We start from the raw sequence: 16175 nt of genomic DNA, 5'->3' as shown, positions 1-16175 counted from the left end.
GGTCTTAGCTGTTAAGTAAGGTTAAAAATTGGGGTAACACGATTGCTGTTAGCCATACACCATTATCCGATTGAAAAAATTCAATGCCTTGTTCGTACATAACAGGTGCATCAACCGCAAATATAACAGGCTTACCGTGTCGCATCCCCACGCGCCGTGCAGTTTCTATGTCTGCCGACAGATGCACATGATGACGTTGCATCGGTAACAAACCTGCGTCCTTAATGGCTAAAACAAATTGTTCTGCCGTTCCATGATATAACACATGGGGAGGACTGACGGCGGTTAGTTGTAAATCAACTGGCACGCTATGCCCTTGATTAGCTCTAATTAAGGTTTTTGTTGAATCAAATGAATAGCGTTGTTTATCACTGGTTTCCACTACTTCACATAGCTCTTCGTGAGTAAAAGCCACACCCATCGCTAAAGCCCTATTAATCAAATCTGTTACCAATACCCACCCGCCCACTTGTAAGGTTAAACCAAGGGTTTCAGGCTCATGCCGTAAGTGTTTAGAGATGAATTTACTCAGGAATATTTTGCGCTTATTGTTCATGTGGCGGACATTCTTGCGTTTCAACCAAAAAACTGGAATTAACCCAACCTTTCACATTATCAAATTGTACTAACACCCATACGGCGTTTTTAAAAACATAAAAAGTGTCTAAATATAAAACACATTTGCTAGCAGGGGGGATAATCCCAACGATACCCGCGCGTGGGTTTGGAAATTGACGGACATTCAACACATCATCATCCGCAACTTTCGCGCTGACCTTAAAGTAGTGAGAACTTGGTGTATTAGAAACATTGTTGCTGGGTAAAGGCTCACCATTTTCAACGTTAGCAATGAAGCTTTCCATTGCCGTTTGTACGCCAAATTTACTTAATTGTTCAATGGTATTTTGTAGCTGTCGAGCGTTTTTTTCAACATTACTAATTGCATCAGATTGTTCTGCAAGCTGTGTAGTAAAGCGGGTACGTTCTGTTTGTAACGTTGTTTCATACGTATTCTTTTGGGTTTCTAAGGCAGCGATTAATTCCCTATGTTTGTCAAGTAGTACCCCAACCGTTAATGCAAGCCCAACAATCGTAATACCCGCAATAATTGCAACATAGCGTTGCGCTTGGTTTAAACGTAATAAGTGGTCAATTTTCTTTTGGGGACTATGTTGCACCTGTTCTGGTGGAGGCAACATAATTTTTTCCCGCCATGCCACAATACTACGTGGGCGGTCTTCTTCGCTTAATGCTAATGCCCAATCAATGGCTTGTAATAGGGCTTGACGGTAACGATTTTTCCCAATTTCTACAGCGGGTATCATTGGGTCTTTAATGACACGGCGGGTTGCGGCGGGCGGGTCTTCGCCACTGATGGAGCGATACATCACCGCACCCAGTGCGTAAATATCTGTCCAAGCTCCTTGAATATCAAGAATATTATCGTATTGTTCTAAAGGGGCATAACCGGGACTTACAATGCTTGTCACGCTGCGGCTGCGTTGGCTAACTGCGTAACGTGCAGAACCAAAGTCGAGCAGAACAGGGGAACGGTCATGACGGATATAAATATTATTGGGTTTAATATCGCGGTGTAATAACCCCATTTCATGAACTTGTTGTAAACCATCCATTAAGGGAAGGGCTATATCTAGTAATTCATTTTCAACCAGTTTTTCTTTTTCTTTTAAATAGTCAGCTAAACAGTAACCCTCTTGATACTCCATTACCATGTAAGCTGTGCCATTTTCTTCAAAAAAGCGCAACACACGGACGATATTTGGATGTTTAAATTTTGCTAAAATGCGCGCTTCGTCTAAAAAACATTGTAATCCCCATTGAAAAGAAGATTCATCGATTTGGGAACGCACACATACGCTACTAACCCCATCACGGACGGCAAAGTCACCCGGCATGTATTCTTTTATCGCAACCGATTGGTGCAAATTAGTATCTAGGGCTAAATAAGTGACACCAAATCCACCGGGTTTACCTAGCACCCTTTCTATTTGATATTCCTGAAGTTTAAAGCCTTTCGGTAAAGTGTGGCGGTGTTCTTGCGTATCCAAGCGAGTGGTCATTCCTGATTGATGAATATCTATAAGAGAGATTGGGTCGGAGAAGTTTAATAATAGAGGGGTGTATTAGACAAGCGGTAATTTGAAAGCAGGGTTTCTCGATGTTAAATGGTGATTATTTTAAGTGGGAATAAGGTATTTTTTGGATTAAAAGCAGTCTGAATCAGAATTTTTCAATTTTAAAAATGCTGATTCAAACAATGCTTGTTTCTTGCTTGTATCATCCGCACAAGTTACGTTATAACTCTTCAATATATATCAGAATAATGCGTTTTTTGGTAAAATACAGTCTGAATCAGACGACATCAGATTAATCTTAAAAATGCTGACTCAGAAAATCCTTTTATTCCTGTGACCAGTTACCAATATCCATGTTTTCCCCTGTGCCATCGGGTTGTTTGTCTGCACCTAATGACCAGATGTCTATCTCACCATGTACACCGGGACTCATATATTGATAGGGTGAACCCCACGCATCTATTGGTAAACGCTCTAAATATCCCCCTTCTTTCCACTTACGTGGTTCTGGGGTAGTCATTGGACGATTGACTAATGCTTCTAGCCCTTGGTCCGTAGAGGGATAAACATAGTTATCTAATTTATATAGCTTTAGCGCGGCTTCTATTGCATGAATGTCATGTCTGGTTTTTGTTTGGCGTGCATCCGCTGTGCGCCCCATAATGCTGGGAACAACAAGGGTTGCAAGAATACTTAAAATGACAATAACAACCATTACTTCAATTAAAGTAAAGCCTTGTTGTTGGCGAACTTTCATTAAAAAAATGCGATTTCTCATACAAGCATTAAGTAAAAACATAAGGGTTAATTAAGGTGGAATGATTAATGTGGTGAAAATAGATAGAACGCCACAGCACCTGCGCCTAAAAGTAGAATGAAAACTGACCATTCCCATGGTTGTATGCGCCGATAATCTTTTTCTGGTGCTTTCACCACAGGTTCTGGCGACACTTTTGGCGTGGGTTTGGTAGCTTCAGGCGATGGTACGGAGAGGCTTGGGCTTGGTGTAACTTGTTCTGTGATGGGCGCGGTTGTCGGGATTGTTGGTATGGTTTGCGATAAATAACGTTCACGTCTTAAACGTCGCGCACTTTTGAAAATACCTGAGCAAACAGTGCATTGACCTGTCGCGGTGTGGTTGGATAAATGTCGCTCTCTACGGACTCTTCTCGCACTTTTTGCGATACCATCATACATTGCCATTCCTATTCTCCTTTTGTTCAGCGATTTAGCATAATATTATTAGGCAAGCATTAACCAAACACTTATAAGCATCAAGCAACGCCATTCGCCTTTTAGTATATCCTATAAACTGGCTTGTATTCATGGCTAAGATACCCCACAATAATTTCATCTGTCGCAGGTGCTTATTGTGTAACTATAATAGAATACTATAAATTTTTTTTAATACTCACTCTTAATTCTTGCTTAATCCTTTCTCAAACGGGGTCATGTCTTCCCATGCAGTTGTACGTTGTTGGTTTAAATCACACCACCGCACCTGTTGCGGTTCGTGAACAGGTTTCATTTTCCCCTGAACGGTTATGTCACGCATTACACGATTTAACACAGCATGAACTGGTTGAAGAAGCTGTGATTGTGTCCACTTGTAATCGGACGGAATTATATTGCGCGTTAGGACACGATACACGTGAGCCTGTTTTAGCGTGGTTAGGACGCTATCATCACATTACCCTTGAGAAGCTGAATAATTACCTTTATACATACGAACATACCGATGCAGTGCGTCATTTATTACGTGTAGCAAGCGGTTTAGATTCTCTTATTTTGGGCGAACCGCAAATTTTAGGACAGATTAAAACGGCTTATCAAAGCGCGCGCGAGGCAAATACGATAGGACGTTCATTAGGTAAGTTATTTGAACATAGCTTTTCTGTTGCAAAACAAATTCGTACAGATACTGCAATTGGTTCAAGCCCCGTCTCTGTTGCTTTTGCTGCTGTACGCCTTGCTCAACAAATATTTGGTGATTTGCAACACAATACCGCTTTACTCATTGGTGCGGGTGAAACAATAGAGCTTGCAGCTCGACATTTACATGAAAAAAATTTAGGCAAAATGATAGTTGCAAACCGTACCCTAGATCGGGCGCGAAATGTTGCTAAAGAATTTGGGGGTTATGCGATTACGTTAGAAGAGATTTCTGGTCATTTAGCAGAGGCGGATGTTGTAATTTCCTCTACGGCTAGCCCTGTGCCTATTTTAAGCCAAGCAATGGTGAAACAAGCTATTAAAACCCGAAAACATCGTCCAATGTTTATTGTTGATATTGCCGTGCCGCGCGATGTGGAGGAGAGCGTTAGTAAAGTAGAAGATGTTTATCTTTATACGGTTGATGATTTAAATGAAGTGATTCAGGAAAATCTACGCACCCGTGAACAAGCGGCACGTCAAGCCGAAGAAATTATCGATACGCAAGTCACGCATTTTATTGGCTGGCTCAAGTCACTCAGTGCGATTGAAACTATCTGTGATATTCGTGAACGCGCGCAAGACAAGCGCGTAGAATTAGTCGCTAAGGCAAAAAAAATGTTAGATAACGGTAAAGCCCCACATGATGTAATTGATTATCTTGCTCATACGCTAACAAATACCATTATTCACACCCCCTGTACGCAGTTGCGCCAAGCGAGCTATAACGGACGTGATGATTTAGTTTCTGCCGCGCAACAATTATTCCAGTTACAACAAAAATAACTCCATAAAGCCTGTCTAAATCAGAATTTACCAACTTAATAAAAACATTGTCTTTTCATCTTTTTAATGCTGAAAGCATTGTGAGTCCTGAACATGTTGATTCAGACAGGCTTTAATCAAAAAAATGATAAGTCTTTTTATCTTATCCCCTTACATTAAAATTGTTATAAATCTCACAATTTATACAAAATTCCCACATAAAAACTTTTAAATCATACGATTAAATGTATGGCTTACACTTTGCTAGTTCTGACTTTTCCAGTTCATAAGCATAGTGAGTCAGCATCAGCATGAAACTTCAAATTGAACGTACTTATGTCGAGGCGATGGTTGCACAATATCCAGCGCTTCACATCCTAGCAGAGCAACTTAAATTCGGTAATAAAGCCGAAATTCCTTTTCATCACTTTTCTGCACAACAGTTGGGTTATCTCCATTCTCTGTATGTTGTTGCGGGTGAAAAAATGCGGGGACAAGCTGCGCAAATTGCAACGCTACAACAAGCATTGATGGATAACGGTAAACGATTTGAAGAAGGGCAATTAGAGGAGTTAATCCCCGCTGTTGCCGAATTTTTATTAAAAGATGCCATACGTGGGTGGGTTTTTAAAGCCAATGCAGCCGGTAAACCCTTAGCTTACTTAGTTGTACGCATTGATTTTACCCCCGCTGGTGAGGAAGAAAGCGGTCGGATTTTGTTAGATTTAAAAGCCAACAGTTTAACTAAAATTGTGACTGTCGCGCTGGTGATTCGAGAACGCGATATTGTTGGTAAAACCATAGCCGAAATTTTTGCGGCGAATGGTTTTCTTAAAGAAACACCTGAATTAATTGCTGCTTATGATTACTCTAGCGAGCGTTATTTTAAATGGCGTTCTGATTATAGCCGTCAGTTTTCTGCGCGGGGAACGGGTATTTTTACGGATGATCCAACTGCTTCGCATCGTAATACAGACTGGACACGTAAAAGTAGCATTGTATTGTCTTCGGGTGGCGGTTGGGCGCGATTGGTTAATGATGAGGAAGTTCTGAAAGAAAGAGAACTAACCTTAGACAGCTCGGGAGATATTTTTGCTAAATACTTACGCAAAGCAGGGCGAAGTAGTAATTACAATGTGAAAGTTGAAGCCATTGTTGAAAAATTACAAGATAAAATTCCCGCGAGTTTATTCACTGAATTACCCATACACGGTTATATCTTAATGTTTCATTTGGAGTTACATCATCATGTATGGGTGCATGTGGATGATATGCAACCTTATGTTTATCAGCCTGATTTAAAAGAAAAGCTAATTTTACCGCCTGAGCAAACGGATTTAATTGACATCCTAACGGCTGAAATGGATGTTCTCATGGATGACATTATTGAAGGTAAATCAGGGGGAACAACCGTATTGTGTGCAGGTCCTGCGGGAGTAGGAAAAACACTCACGGCTGAAGTTTATTCCGAAATTATTAAACGCCCGTTATATCGTGTGCATTCTGGGCAGTTGGGTCTAAACGTTGCAGAAATGGAGATTGCATTAAAAAATACATTAATGCGGGCGCAACGTTGGGGGGCCGTGATGTTAATTGATGAGGCGGATGTTTATATCAAACGCCGTAATGACAATATTGCTGCAAATGCCGTGGTTGGGGTGTTCTTGCGCGTGTTGGAATATTTTAATGGCTTATTATTTTTAACAACGAATCGGGTTGGCGATATTGACGAGGCGATTATTTCGCGCTGTATTGCAATGATTCGTTATCATCCACCACAACTCGAGGATAGACGCAAAATTTGGGGGGTGATGGTGGAGCAGTTTGGATTACAAATTGAACCGTCATTACTAAATACGTTAGCAGAAATCTTTCCTGAAGCCAGTGGTCGAGATATTAAAGGTCTAACCAAATTAGTGGCGAAATACTGCCATCATAAATCTGTACCACCCAGCTTAGACGTGTTTAAACGGTGTAGTATTTTTCGTGGCATGGAATCGGGTTCTATAGCATAACCAATGGAATACTAAGGCATTTAGAATAAACAACACGGATAACGCTACTTTTAGTGGTGTTATCCGCTTTCTTGTTAGTTATGACAACTATAAATTCCGCAATCCTGCTAAATAAGTATGAATTAACGTTTCTAACAATTCTTGTACAGAATTTGTTCCTACAACAGCTAATTTTTCTGTCAGTGCTAAGATACAAATGCCATGCACACTTCCCCATAACGCATGAGTAGCGTTGGTTAGCTGGGGTAAATTGGATACGGGTAGTAACGGTTTTAAACGTGAGGCAACCAGCGAGAATAATTGTGCAATTTTTGGGTAGTACCACGTTGGTAACACAGGGTCTGCTTGACGGCTATATTCAAAAATCATAAGCCAACGTTGCGTATTTTCCGTTGCAAAAGTTAAATAGGCTTGTCCTAATGCACACAAACATGTTTCAGCATCTTTTTGATTAATAGCAATATCTGCAACAACGGCATAGAGTTCATCTAAGGTGCGTCCGTTGACTTGCATGATTAAATCATCCAAGTTCTCAAAAACTAAATATAAACTACCTACGGTATAACCAATTTCTTTTGCAACTTTACGTGTACTTAAAGCACGCCAACCTTGTTCTGTAACAATTTTTTCCGCTGCTTGTATCGCTAACAGTTGGATTTCTTCCCGACTATGATCATTCCGTCTGCCCATTAACAAAAATTCCTTAAACTTAATAATATTTTAAATGTATAAAAATCATGATTTATACCGCATATCACTTGTGCGCAAAGTATAACAGTAATAGCCTCAAATCTTTTACCTAACATAAAACCTGATAGCAATCGGCTTTATCATTTCTTAAAATTTATGCAACAATCAAAAACGTGAAATATGCGATAAATAATTTGAGGATAACTTGTCATAAATAGGGTTTAGCGCGTAAATCTTAAATAAATACACATTCACTTTATTAATTCACGAGGTATGGAATGTTGACACCAGAAGAGAAAAAACAACAAGTTGCAAAAGCTGCTTTAAAATATGTTGAACCTAACACCGTTATTGGCGTTGGTACGGGAAGTACCGCTAATTGCTTTATTGATGAACTCGCTAAACTAAAGTTTCAGATTGAAGGTGCTGTAGCAAGCTCGCAAGCAACCGCTGACCGCTTAAAATCGCATGGTATTCCCGTTTTAAACTTAAATGGCGTTGGGGAATTATCGGTGTATGTTGATGGTGCTGATGAGGCAAATCATCATTTGCAATTGATTAAAGGCGGTGGCGGTGCATTAACCCGTGAAAAAATCGTGGCGGCAGCCAGTGCCAAGTTTGTCTGTATTGCGGACGAAAGCAAGCTAGTGGAACAATTGGGAACTAAGTTTTATTTACCTGTTGAAGTCATTCCGATGGCACGGAGTTTTGTTGCGCGTCAGATTGTGAAACTAGGCGGGAATCCGATGTGGCGTGAAAATTTCATCACGGATAATGGCAATATGATTTTAGATGTTTATAACTTGAATATCATAGAGCCATTGAAGTTAGAAACAGCAATAAACTCGATTGTTGGCGTGGTTGAAAATGGTCTTTTTGCGCATCGTCATGCAGATGTTTTGTTGTTAGGAACTGATAACGGCGTAAAAGAGTTAATGATTTAATTATTAGCCTGATTAGCCTTTATAGTGTGTTAAATATTATAAAGGCTATTGTTATTATGTGTAATCGCTAAGGTATTCATGTTAAATTCAAAAATAAATCAAAATGATGTTATTAACGATAAAAAATACCGTTTTATCATCATTTCTATTTTGTTATTCATTACCATTGATGTGGGCGTGTTAATTCCAAACTTTATTTTATCTTCTCAAATTAAAGAAGATGCTTTAGCTATCAATTTAGCGGGCAGACAGCGGATGTTGTCCCAACGCATGGTTAAAGCCTTGTTACAATTACAAGTTGCACAACAAATTGGCATTGCTGCAAAATCCTCTCTGCATGAGTTGGAAAAAACTGTTGTTTTATTTGATTCAACATTAAGCATATTTAATAATGGCTTACCCCCTGTGGTACAGCCGCCTGTCTCAGTTATGCAATCGCTGATTGCAGATAAGGCAAGACTGGCTTTACCTGTAGCAGAATTAAAAAAAACCGTTGATTTATTCGATTTAACGCTCAACGCTTTTGATAAAGGCAATATTACAAAAGGTGGCGATGGGCAGACGGTTCATTTATCTGCGGTGAATACACCCGTTGCACGTAATGCTGTTGCGCAAGCAATAACTATTTGGCAGCCTTACCGCATGAAATTAGAAGTAATTTTAAATACAGAACAAACCATTAACACTGAAAAATTACAGATAGTCGTGGATTATGCAATTAAGAATAATTTAACTTTATTAGACTTAATGAATCAATTAACGTCGGAGTTAGAATCTATTGCAAATAAGAAAGCAGCGACTATTCAACTTATTCAAATTATAGGGATTATTTTAGTTGCGCTTAATTTTATTTTTCTTGTTTTTCAGGTATTACGAAAATTAAAACGCCGAGATAGCGCATTATTAAACGCACATGAGCATATTAAAGCGTTAAATAAAACCCTCACTTCTGAAAATTTACGGATGAGTATGGAGTTATCAATTGCTCGTCAGTTACAACAAATTTTATTACCAAAAACCAAAGAATTACATACGATTAGTCATTTAGATATTTCTGATTATATGCTACCTGCTAATGAGGTTGGTGGCGATTATTATGATATTTTACAGTGTGATGGGCATGTTATTATCAGCATTGGTGATGTGACGGGGCATGGCTTGGAAAGTGGCATTTTTACAGTGATGGTGCAAGCGGCTGTTCGTACTTTACTAGTCACTCAAGAACGTAATTACACGCATTTTTTAGAATCTATCAATAAAGTGATTTATGAAAATGCACAACGCATGGATTCAGATAGGAATTTAACATTTGCTTTATTGGATTATCAGTATAAAAACGATGGAACAGGATGTTTAAAAATTACGGGGCAACATGAAAATATCATCCTCGTGCAAGCGGGATTAGTGCAGTTAATTGATACTATTGATTTAGGTTTTCCGATTGGTTTGGTGGATTCGGTTATTGAATACGTTAATACTTTAAAAGTTATCTTGCAACCAGATGATGTGGTTGTACTTTATACAGATGGTGTAACAGAAGCAGAACGCATCAATGCAGGCGTGCGAGAACAGTATGGTATAAAACGGTTGTGCGAAACAATTGAACAGTGTTGGCAAGCATCCGCTTTAACAATACGTGAACGTATTATAATGAATGTATTTGATTTTATTGGAAAAGGCGAGCAGTTTGATGATATTACCCTGATTGTCCTCAAACAACGAGAACATTAATAATGATTAATTATTTTAGAAACAAAAAGATAGTAAAACCCACGATAACATAATGGTTGTTATATTGATTTAAGTAAGTTACATTCCTAAATCTTGCATTATTTGCATGGTTTGAGAATATGTCCTGATGGTTAAAAAATCATTTGTTCCTTTAGTCGCAAGCGTATCATTATTAGCTATTATCATCGGCATAGGGATTGGTTTTTGGTTTAGTCAACATTATCCACCTAAAGCACCGATTGAAGGCTTGTTACCACAAACACAACCATTAACTGCCTTCAGTTTAGTCAACCAGCAAGAAAAACCGTTTACCTTGGATAGTTTGCGTGGTAAATGGACATTTCTGTTTTTTGGTTATACACATTGTCCCGATATTTGCCCATTAGCATTAAGTGTATTGAAAGGTGTTAAGCAATCATTAGCGACCTTGCCTGAGGCAGCGGATACGCAATTTGTTTTTGTGTCTGTGGATGGAGAGCGTGATACGCCTGCGTTATTAGCACAATATGTACATTTTTTTGACCCTGATTTTATAGGGGTGAGTGGTGTTGCAAGTCACACACTAGAATTAACCCGCCAACTGGGGGTTATTTATTTTCGTGCGCCACAACAAGCCGATGGGTCTTACTTAGTTGACCATTCCTCTGCCATATTGCTAGTGAATCCAGATGCACAATTTGTGGGGTTATTTCCTGCTCCGCATGTTGCAAATAGTGTGTTGAACCATTACTTAAAAATACGCCATTATTTAGAGAAAAAATCATAACATGAAAAAATTTCTGTTTGCTTTTATTTGTATATGCTGTAGCGTAACCAGTACATTGGTTTACGCAGAGTCCCCACTGATGATTCATCAGACATGGGTACGCGAAGCACCACCCAATATGATGATGAATGCTGCTTATATGGCATTACATAACCCCACTGATACCGATATTGTGATTGTGGGGGGAAGCAGTAAGGATTTTGGCAGTGTCGAAGTGCATAACACCGTGTTGGATAATGGTATAGCAAAAATGTTGCCAGTTCCAGAACTGATTATTCCTGCACAGCAATCCGTGATTCTTGCACCGGGTGGTTTGCACATCATGTTGTTAAACCGTCAACATGTGGTGAAAGCAGGCGATAGTATCGAACTCACCCTAAACCTCAAAGATGGACAAACGATTCCGCTTACTATTGAAGTAAAGAACACACTTACAGAAAACCCGACAGAAGAACATCACCAGCATTGATTACCTGCAAGAATGCCATTGATATTCCTGTTGTTACTTAATTAGGATAACCGTTTAGCATGATGAATATTGACGCAAATACTGCGCCTGATGAAGTTTTATAGTAATGTTGAAAGCAAGTTCATTCACTGACAAATTTAAAACACTACCACAGTATGTGATTCCACAACATTTTCTCTCGCGTTTAATGTGTGCTGTGACACGTTGGAAAGGGGGAAAAGTGACACATTGGATAATTCGCCAATTTATTCGTCATTACCATGTGGATATGCAAGTAGCAGCATTGTCTAAACCGACAGACTACAACAGTTTTAATGCGTTTTTCACCCGTGCATTATGTGCTGATGCACGACCCATTGCCGATGGTATTGTAAGCCCTGTTGACGGTGTCATTAGTCAATTAGGGATGATTAAAAATAATCAAATCTTACAAGCCAAAGGACACGATTTTTCCTTAACTGCATTACTAGGAGGTTCTACACATCTTAGTACGTACTTTAACAATGGATTGTTCTGTACCATTTATCTATCCCCTAAAGATTATCACCGTATTCATAGCCCTATTACGGGGCAAGTGCGGGAAATGATTTATGTACCGGGGAAACTATTCAGTGTAAATAAACGCACGACAACTGTTGTACCCCAACTATTTGCCCGTAATGAACGATTGATTTGTATCCTCGAAACCGCTATAGGCAAGGTTGCTGTTATTTTTGTGGGTGCATTATTTGTGGGCAGCATGGAAACAAAATGGGCAGGGACTATTACGCCACCTTATCAAGGAAAGGTGCAATCTTGGCAATATTTATCAAATGAGCTAAGTCTGCAATGTGGTGAAGAAATGGGTCGTTTTAATATGGGGTCAACAGTCATTCTTCTGTTACCGCCAGATAAAGCCCATTGGTTAAGCCAACACGCCCCCGATACAGCATTGCTAATGGGGCAAGCACTGGCTCAACTGGCTACCTGATTTGGTAGGAAATACTGGATAAAGGCTGTTTTTTGGAGACATTTTCTCTCCCACCTTATCCAGCGTCATAAACACCATTCTCTCAAAGAGTGTAATGTCAACAGACAGTATCATGCCGATTGTGCATCTTCATACTGTACGACCAACCGTTGACCGCTTACTGTCTCGTTAATACGTAACTTAATAGATATGAAAACCTGTAAAGTAACATTAATTATCATTTACTTACTGAGTACTTGGGGCTGTTCTACATTAGATACCCAAAACGACTCATTATTTGCAGGCGATGCAAATCTCTATTCAACTTTGCAAAATCGCGTTGTGTCTGCTTTAGAACTGCATAAAACCCTACCCGCCTTTCAACTGGATCAATACTTAAAAAAACCTGTAGAGACAGTTGCAGAAATTGATGACGACTTATGGAATCGGGTGCGAGCGGGTTATCGTTTAGGGACAATGGACAACGTTGCTATCCGTGAAGCGTTGACTAAATATCAAAAATCTCCCCGTTATTTCAACCAATTTACCAGCAATGCAGAACCTTATTTATACTATATTGTTGAAGAATTAGAATATCGTGGAATGCCCCTAGAACTGGCCTTGTTGCCTGCGATAGAAAGTAGTTTTGAACCGACATTAGTTTCTTCTGAACGCGCCTCGGGCATTTGGCAATTTATCCCAAGTACCGCAAAAAATATCGGGTTGCGCCTAGATAATTGGTATGACGGCAGACGCGATATTATTGAATCTACACAAGCAGCGTTAGATTACTTACAGGAACTACACGACCAATTTGATGACGATTGGCTATTAGCATTAGCCGCTTACAATTACGGACAAGGCAATATTAAAAAAGCCATACAACGCAATCGACAAGCAGGTAAGTTAACAGACTACTGGTCATTGGATTTACCCGCAGAAACCCGCGCATTTGTTCCCCGCTTACTGGCCATTGCACGTATTGTTGCTACGCCTGAAAAATATGGGGTAAAACTCTACGCTATTCCAAATAAAACCTATTTTGAACAAATTGACGTAGGGCAACAAATAGATATTTCCACAGCAGCACAGCTCGTCGGGCTATCTACATCTACCCTAAAACGTCTCAATCCTGCCTATAGTAATGCAGTGACTGCGCCAGATGGACCACATTATTTAACATTACCCGTCGGCAAGGCTTCTGTTTTTAAAGAAAATCTATCTCAATTAGCAGAAAACCAGTCATTAGTCACGCATGAGTTTACCGCATCGGCACTAACATTAAATCCTCAGCTACTTGATAAACCAGTACAAATTCATCAAGTTAAAAGGGGAGAATCGCTAGGCAAAATTGCCCAGCGTTATGACACCACCGCTGACACACTACGTCAGCTCAACCAATTATCAAGTAAACCGCGTTTACGTGCAGGGCAAAAACTCCGTGTTCCTATAGAAAAAGCAGTAACGCCATTAGAAACACTCATTGCTAAATCAACGACACATGCGACAACAGCAAAAGGGAAAGCAACAAGCAATCTACGACAAAGAATTACCTACACTGTGAAAGCGGGTGATAGCCCAACAACCATTGCGCGTCGTTATAGTGTCAGTGTTGCAGATATAAACCAATGGAATAAGTTGAAAAAAGGCAAGTTGAAACAAGGACAAAAGCTCGTTATTTGGCAAGATGGATAGGCATCTTCTTGTTTAAACTACACATAAAAAAAGCACGCCATTGGCGTGCTAAGGTTTATTAGGAGTGGTTTACAAAAGCTTATTTGTAGCGGCTGCCTTCAGGTTTGTCAGTTGCGTAACTGTGGATTGTGTAACGAATTGTCCGCCCCTCACATTCTTGACGTACCAAACCAAACCCCGGTTCTTCTGCGGGGCGGTTGACAATAAAAGACATCGCTAACGATTCCCGCCAACGGCTAGAATCAAAGGCATTCACTTTAATATAATGATTCGGGTAGGCTTTACGACACGCATTGATTTCATACAGAATTGCAGCAGCATCTTTTAAATCAAACATGGGCATTTGCCACATATCCCAGTAACTATTGCGTGGGTGTGGGTCATCCGTAAACTCGACCCCAATTGCCCAGTTGTTTTGCAAACAATATTCGACTTGGGCGCGAATTTGCTCATCGGTTAAATCAGGTAAAAAAGAAAAAGTACCTTGGGTGACGCGCATAATTGGTATTCCTCTTAATAACTAGCGGTTGGAGTAGGAGCAAAATCGGCTGTATCCGTGGATTCGTAATTAAACGTCACATCTTTCCACGTTTCTAAAGCGGCGCGTAAAGGGCTACACCATTTCGCGGCTTGCTCCAAAATTTCCCCGCCTTCGTTTTCAATATCACGTCCTTCGTTCCGTGCTAATACCATTGCTTCTAACGCTACACGGTTTGCGGTTGCACCTGCTTGAATTCCCATAGGGTGTCCAATTGTCCCACCCCCAAATTGCAGAATAACATCGTCACCAAACAGTTTTAATAATTGGTGCATTTGTCCTGCATGAATCCCACCCGAAGCAACAGGCATGACACTGCGTAAGGATGCCCAATCTTGTTCAAAAAACACCCCATTTTCTAAACACACGGGAACAACAGGGTCGCGTAAAATATCGTAAAATCCTTTTACTGTATTGGGGTCACCTTCTAACTTACCGACAACTGTTCCCGCATGAATATGGTCAACCCCCGCTAGACGCATCCACTTAGAAATCACACGGAAGCTAACCCCATGATTTTTCTGGCGTGTATAGGTGGAGTGTCCTGCACGGTGTAAATGCACCAACATGTCATTTTTCCGCGCCCATTTTGCCATTGATTGAATCGCGGTATAACCGATAACCAAGTCAATCATTACGACAACGCTACCCAGTTCCTTCGCAAACTCGGCGCGTTCATACATATCTTCCATCGTAGCGGCGGTGATATTGAGATAATGCCCTTTTACCTCACCTGTTGCAGCAGAGGCGCGGTTAACGGCTTCCATCGCAAATAAAAAGCGTTCCCGCCAGTGCATAAAGGCTTGAGAATTAATGTTTTCGTCATCTTTAACGAAATCTAATCCCCCTTTTAAGGCTTCATAAATAACCCGACCGTAGTTTTTACCAGACAAACCCAATTTCGGTTTTACTGTCGCGCCAAGTAAAGGACGACCGAATTTATCTAATCGTTCCCGTTCTACAACGATACCTGTTGGTGGACCTTGGAACGTTTTGATATAAGCGGGGGGTAGGCGCATGTCTTCCAAACGTAACGCTTTTAATGGTTTAAAACCGAAGACATTGCCAATAATTGAGGCGGATAAGTTGGAAATTGAACCATCTTCAAACAAATCTAAATCATAAGCGATATAAGCGAAATATTGACCGGGTGTATTTGGCACGGGGTCAACACGGTAGGCTTTAGCACGATACATATCGCAGGCGGTTAAACGGTCTGTCCACACCACCGTCCATGTTGCAGTGGAAGATTCACCTGCGACGGCTGCCGCTGCCTCAATTGCATCCACACCTTCTTGTGGGGTAATCCGAAATAAAGCAATGATATCTGTTGCTTTAGGTTCATAATCAGGTTGCCAATAACCCATTTGCGCGTAAGGCATGACCCCCGCCTTGTAGCGGTCTTTGGGGTTAATTACCGTATTCATATCTGTTGTCATTATTAATGTCCTCCCTTGTGTGTATTACGGGGTATAGACTAAATGAGATTAATCATGAATAAAAATGAATAATTATAATTATATTGATATATTTTTATTTATGATTATTTTTAGTTTGATAAAAATAGCTAATGTTTTCTGTCTAA

15 protein-coding genes are annotated in these 16175 nt (G+C 40.1%); 8 read left to right on the top strand and 7 right to left on the bottom strand.

The features are described 5' to 3' along the window. Positions 1–4: 4 nt before the first annotated feature. The 4 genes from AL038_RS00580 to AL038_RS00565 form a co-directional block, all read right to left on the bottom strand. Positions 5–556: an RNA 2'-phosphotransferase gene (locus AL038_RS00580; protein ID WP_062147477.1), complete on the bottom strand. Its 552-nt coding sequence runs from the start codon at positions 554–556 to the stop codon at positions 5–7. Next, positions 546–2081 (bottom strand): serine/threonine protein kinase, encoded by a 1536-nt coding sequence (locus tag AL038_RS00575; RefSeq protein ID WP_062147473.1) that lies wholly within the window; start codon positions 2079–2081, stop codon positions 546–548. Before AL038_RS00575 ends, AL038_RS00580 begins: the two co-directional genes overlap by 11 nt. A gap of 340 nt (positions 2082–2421) precedes the next feature. Continuing rightward, a complete protein-coding gene (gene gspG, locus AL038_RS00570; protein WP_083991374.1) occupies positions 2422–2874 on the bottom strand; it encodes a type II secretion system major pseudopilin GspG in 453 nt (150 codons plus the stop codon). 44 nt (positions 2875–2918) lie between these two features. Further along, a complete protein-coding gene (locus AL038_RS00565; RefSeq protein ID WP_062147466.1) occupies positions 2919–3299 on the bottom strand; it encodes a hypothetical protein in 381 nt (126 codons plus the stop codon). Between the two features lie 258 nt (positions 3300–3557). On the opposite strand from AL038_RS00565, the gene hemA reads away from it, so the two are divergent. Together hemA and AL038_RS00555 are read left to right on the top strand one after the other, a co-directional pair. Further along, the gene (hemA, locus tag AL038_RS00560; RefSeq protein ID WP_062147463.1) at positions 3558–4814 is read left to right on the top strand and encodes a glutamyl-tRNA reductase; all 1257 of its coding nucleotides are present in this window, start codon (positions 3558–3560) and stop codon (positions 4812–4814) included. 290 nt (positions 4815–5104) lie between these two features. Next, the gene (locus AL038_RS00555) at positions 5105–6808 is read left to right on the top strand and encodes an AAA family ATPase (RefSeq protein WP_062147460.1); all 1704 of its coding nucleotides are present in this window, start codon (positions 5105–5107) and stop codon (positions 6806–6808) included. Between the two features lie 87 nt (positions 6809–6895). Here AL038_RS00555 and AL038_RS00550 read toward each other — a convergent pair whose 3' ends face one another. Continuing rightward, positions 6896–7498 (bottom strand): TetR/AcrR family transcriptional regulator, encoded by a 603-nt coding sequence (locus AL038_RS00550; RefSeq protein WP_062147456.1) that lies wholly within the window; start codon positions 7496–7498, stop codon positions 6896–6898. Between the two features lie 281 nt (positions 7499–7779). On the opposite strand from AL038_RS00550, the gene rpiA reads away from it, so the two are divergent. The 6 genes from rpiA (at position 7780) to AL038_RS00520 (ending at position 14052) form a co-directional block, all read left to right on the top strand. Continuing rightward, positions 7780–8442 carry a ribose-5-phosphate isomerase RpiA gene (rpiA, locus tag AL038_RS00545; protein ID WP_062155281.1) on the top strand — a complete coding sequence of 221 codons (663 nt, stop codon included), beginning with the start codon at positions 7780–7782 and terminating at the stop codon, positions 8440–8442. 78 nt (positions 8443–8520) lie between these two features. Then, a complete protein-coding gene (locus tag AL038_RS00540; RefSeq protein WP_062147454.1) occupies positions 8521–10173 on the top strand; it encodes a SpoIIE family protein phosphatase in 1653 nt (550 codons plus the stop codon). A gap of 127 nt (positions 10174–10300) precedes the next feature. Beyond that, positions 10301–10939, top strand: a complete 639-nt coding sequence (locus tag AL038_RS00535) for an SCO family protein (protein ID WP_062147451.1) — start codon at positions 10301–10303, stop codon at positions 10937–10939. Position 10940: 1 nt separating this feature from the next. Then, positions 10941–11408 (top strand): copper chaperone PCu(A)C, encoded by a 468-nt coding sequence (locus AL038_RS00530; RefSeq protein WP_062147448.1) that lies wholly within the window; start codon positions 10941–10943, stop codon positions 11406–11408. A 106-nt stretch (positions 11409–11514) separates the two neighbouring features. Next, positions 11515–12378 carry an archaetidylserine decarboxylase gene (gene asd, locus AL038_RS00525; protein WP_062147445.1) on the top strand — a complete coding sequence of 288 codons (864 nt, stop codon included), beginning with the start codon at positions 11515–11517 and terminating at the stop codon, positions 12376–12378. A 189-nt stretch (positions 12379–12567) separates the two neighbouring features. Beyond that, positions 12568–14052 (top strand): transglycosylase SLT domain-containing protein, encoded by a 1485-nt coding sequence (locus tag AL038_RS00520; RefSeq protein ID WP_062147441.1) that lies wholly within the window; start codon positions 12568–12570, stop codon positions 14050–14052. Positions 14053–14131: 79 nt separating this feature from the next. Here the strand turns inward: AL038_RS00520 and AL038_RS00515 are convergent, their stop codons facing one another. Beyond that, entirely contained in the window at positions 14132–14551 is a 420-nt protein-coding gene (locus AL038_RS00515; protein WP_062147438.1) for a ribulose bisphosphate carboxylase small subunit, read from the bottom strand. A gap of 14 nt (positions 14552–14565) precedes the next feature. After that, positions 14566–16029: a form I ribulose bisphosphate carboxylase large subunit gene (locus AL038_RS00510; RefSeq protein ID WP_201800114.1), complete on the bottom strand. Its 1464-nt coding sequence runs from the start codon at positions 16027–16029 to the stop codon at positions 14566–14568. Positions 16030–16175 lie beyond the last annotated feature (146 nt).

The organism is Beggiatoa leptomitoformis (assembly GCF_001305575.3).
Lineage (GTDB): Bacteria > Pseudomonadota > Gammaproteobacteria > Beggiatoales > Beggiatoaceae > Beggiatoa > Beggiatoa leptomitoformis.
Note: the sequence above shows the minus strand (reverse complement) of the source record. Positions and strands in the feature narration are given on the sequence as shown.

What these genes read in the sequence shown, in the direction of transcription:
- AL038_RS00580 (WP_062147477.1), bottom strand. Translation starts at nt 556, where the DNA reads ATGAACAATAAGCGCAAAATATTCCTGAGTAAATTCATCTCTAAACAC.
- AL038_RS00575 (WP_062147473.1), bottom strand. Translation starts at nt 2,081, where the DNA reads ATGACCACTCGCTTGGATACGCAAGAACACCGCCACACTTTACCGAAA.
- gspG (WP_083991374.1), bottom strand. Translation starts at nt 2,874, where the DNA reads ATGAGAAATCGCATTTTTTTAATGAAAGTTCGCCAACAACAAGGCTTT.
- AL038_RS00565 (WP_062147466.1), bottom strand. Translation starts at nt 3,299, where the DNA reads ATGGCAATGTATGATGGTATCGCAAAAAGTGCGAGAAGAGTCCGTAGA.
- hemA (WP_062147463.1), top strand. Translation starts at nt 3,558, where the DNA reads ATGCAGTTGTACGTTGTTGGTTTAAATCACACCACCGCACCTGTTGCG.
- AL038_RS00555 (WP_062147460.1), top strand. Translation starts at nt 5,105, where the DNA reads ATGAAACTTCAAATTGAACGTACTTATGTCGAGGCGATGGTTGCACAA.
- AL038_RS00550 (WP_062147456.1), bottom strand. Translation starts at nt 7,498, where the DNA reads ATGGGCAGACGGAATGATCATAGTCGGGAAGAAATCCAACTGTTAGCG.
- AL038_RS00540 (WP_062147454.1), top strand. Translation starts at nt 8,521, where the DNA reads ATGTTAAATTCAAAAATAAATCAAAATGATGTTATTAACGATAAAAAA.
- AL038_RS00535 (WP_062147451.1), top strand. Translation starts at nt 10,301, where the DNA reads ATGGTTAAAAAATCATTTGTTCCTTTAGTCGCAAGCGTATCATTATTA.
- AL038_RS00530 (WP_062147448.1), top strand. Translation starts at nt 10,941, where the DNA reads ATGAAAAAATTTCTGTTTGCTTTTATTTGTATATGCTGTAGCGTAACC.
- asd (WP_062147445.1), top strand. Translation starts at nt 11,515, where the DNA reads ATGTTGAAAGCAAGTTCATTCACTGACAAATTTAAAACACTACCACAG.
- AL038_RS00520 (WP_062147441.1), top strand. Translation starts at nt 12,568, where the DNA reads ATGAAAACCTGTAAAGTAACATTAATTATCATTTACTTACTGAGTACT.
- AL038_RS00515 (WP_062147438.1), bottom strand. Translation starts at nt 14,551, where the DNA reads ATGCGCGTCACCCAAGGTACTTTTTCTTTTTTACCTGATTTAACCGAT.
- AL038_RS00510 (WP_201800114.1), bottom strand. Translation starts at nt 16,029, where the DNA reads ATGACAACAGATATGAATACGGTAATTAACCCCAAAGACCGCTACAAG.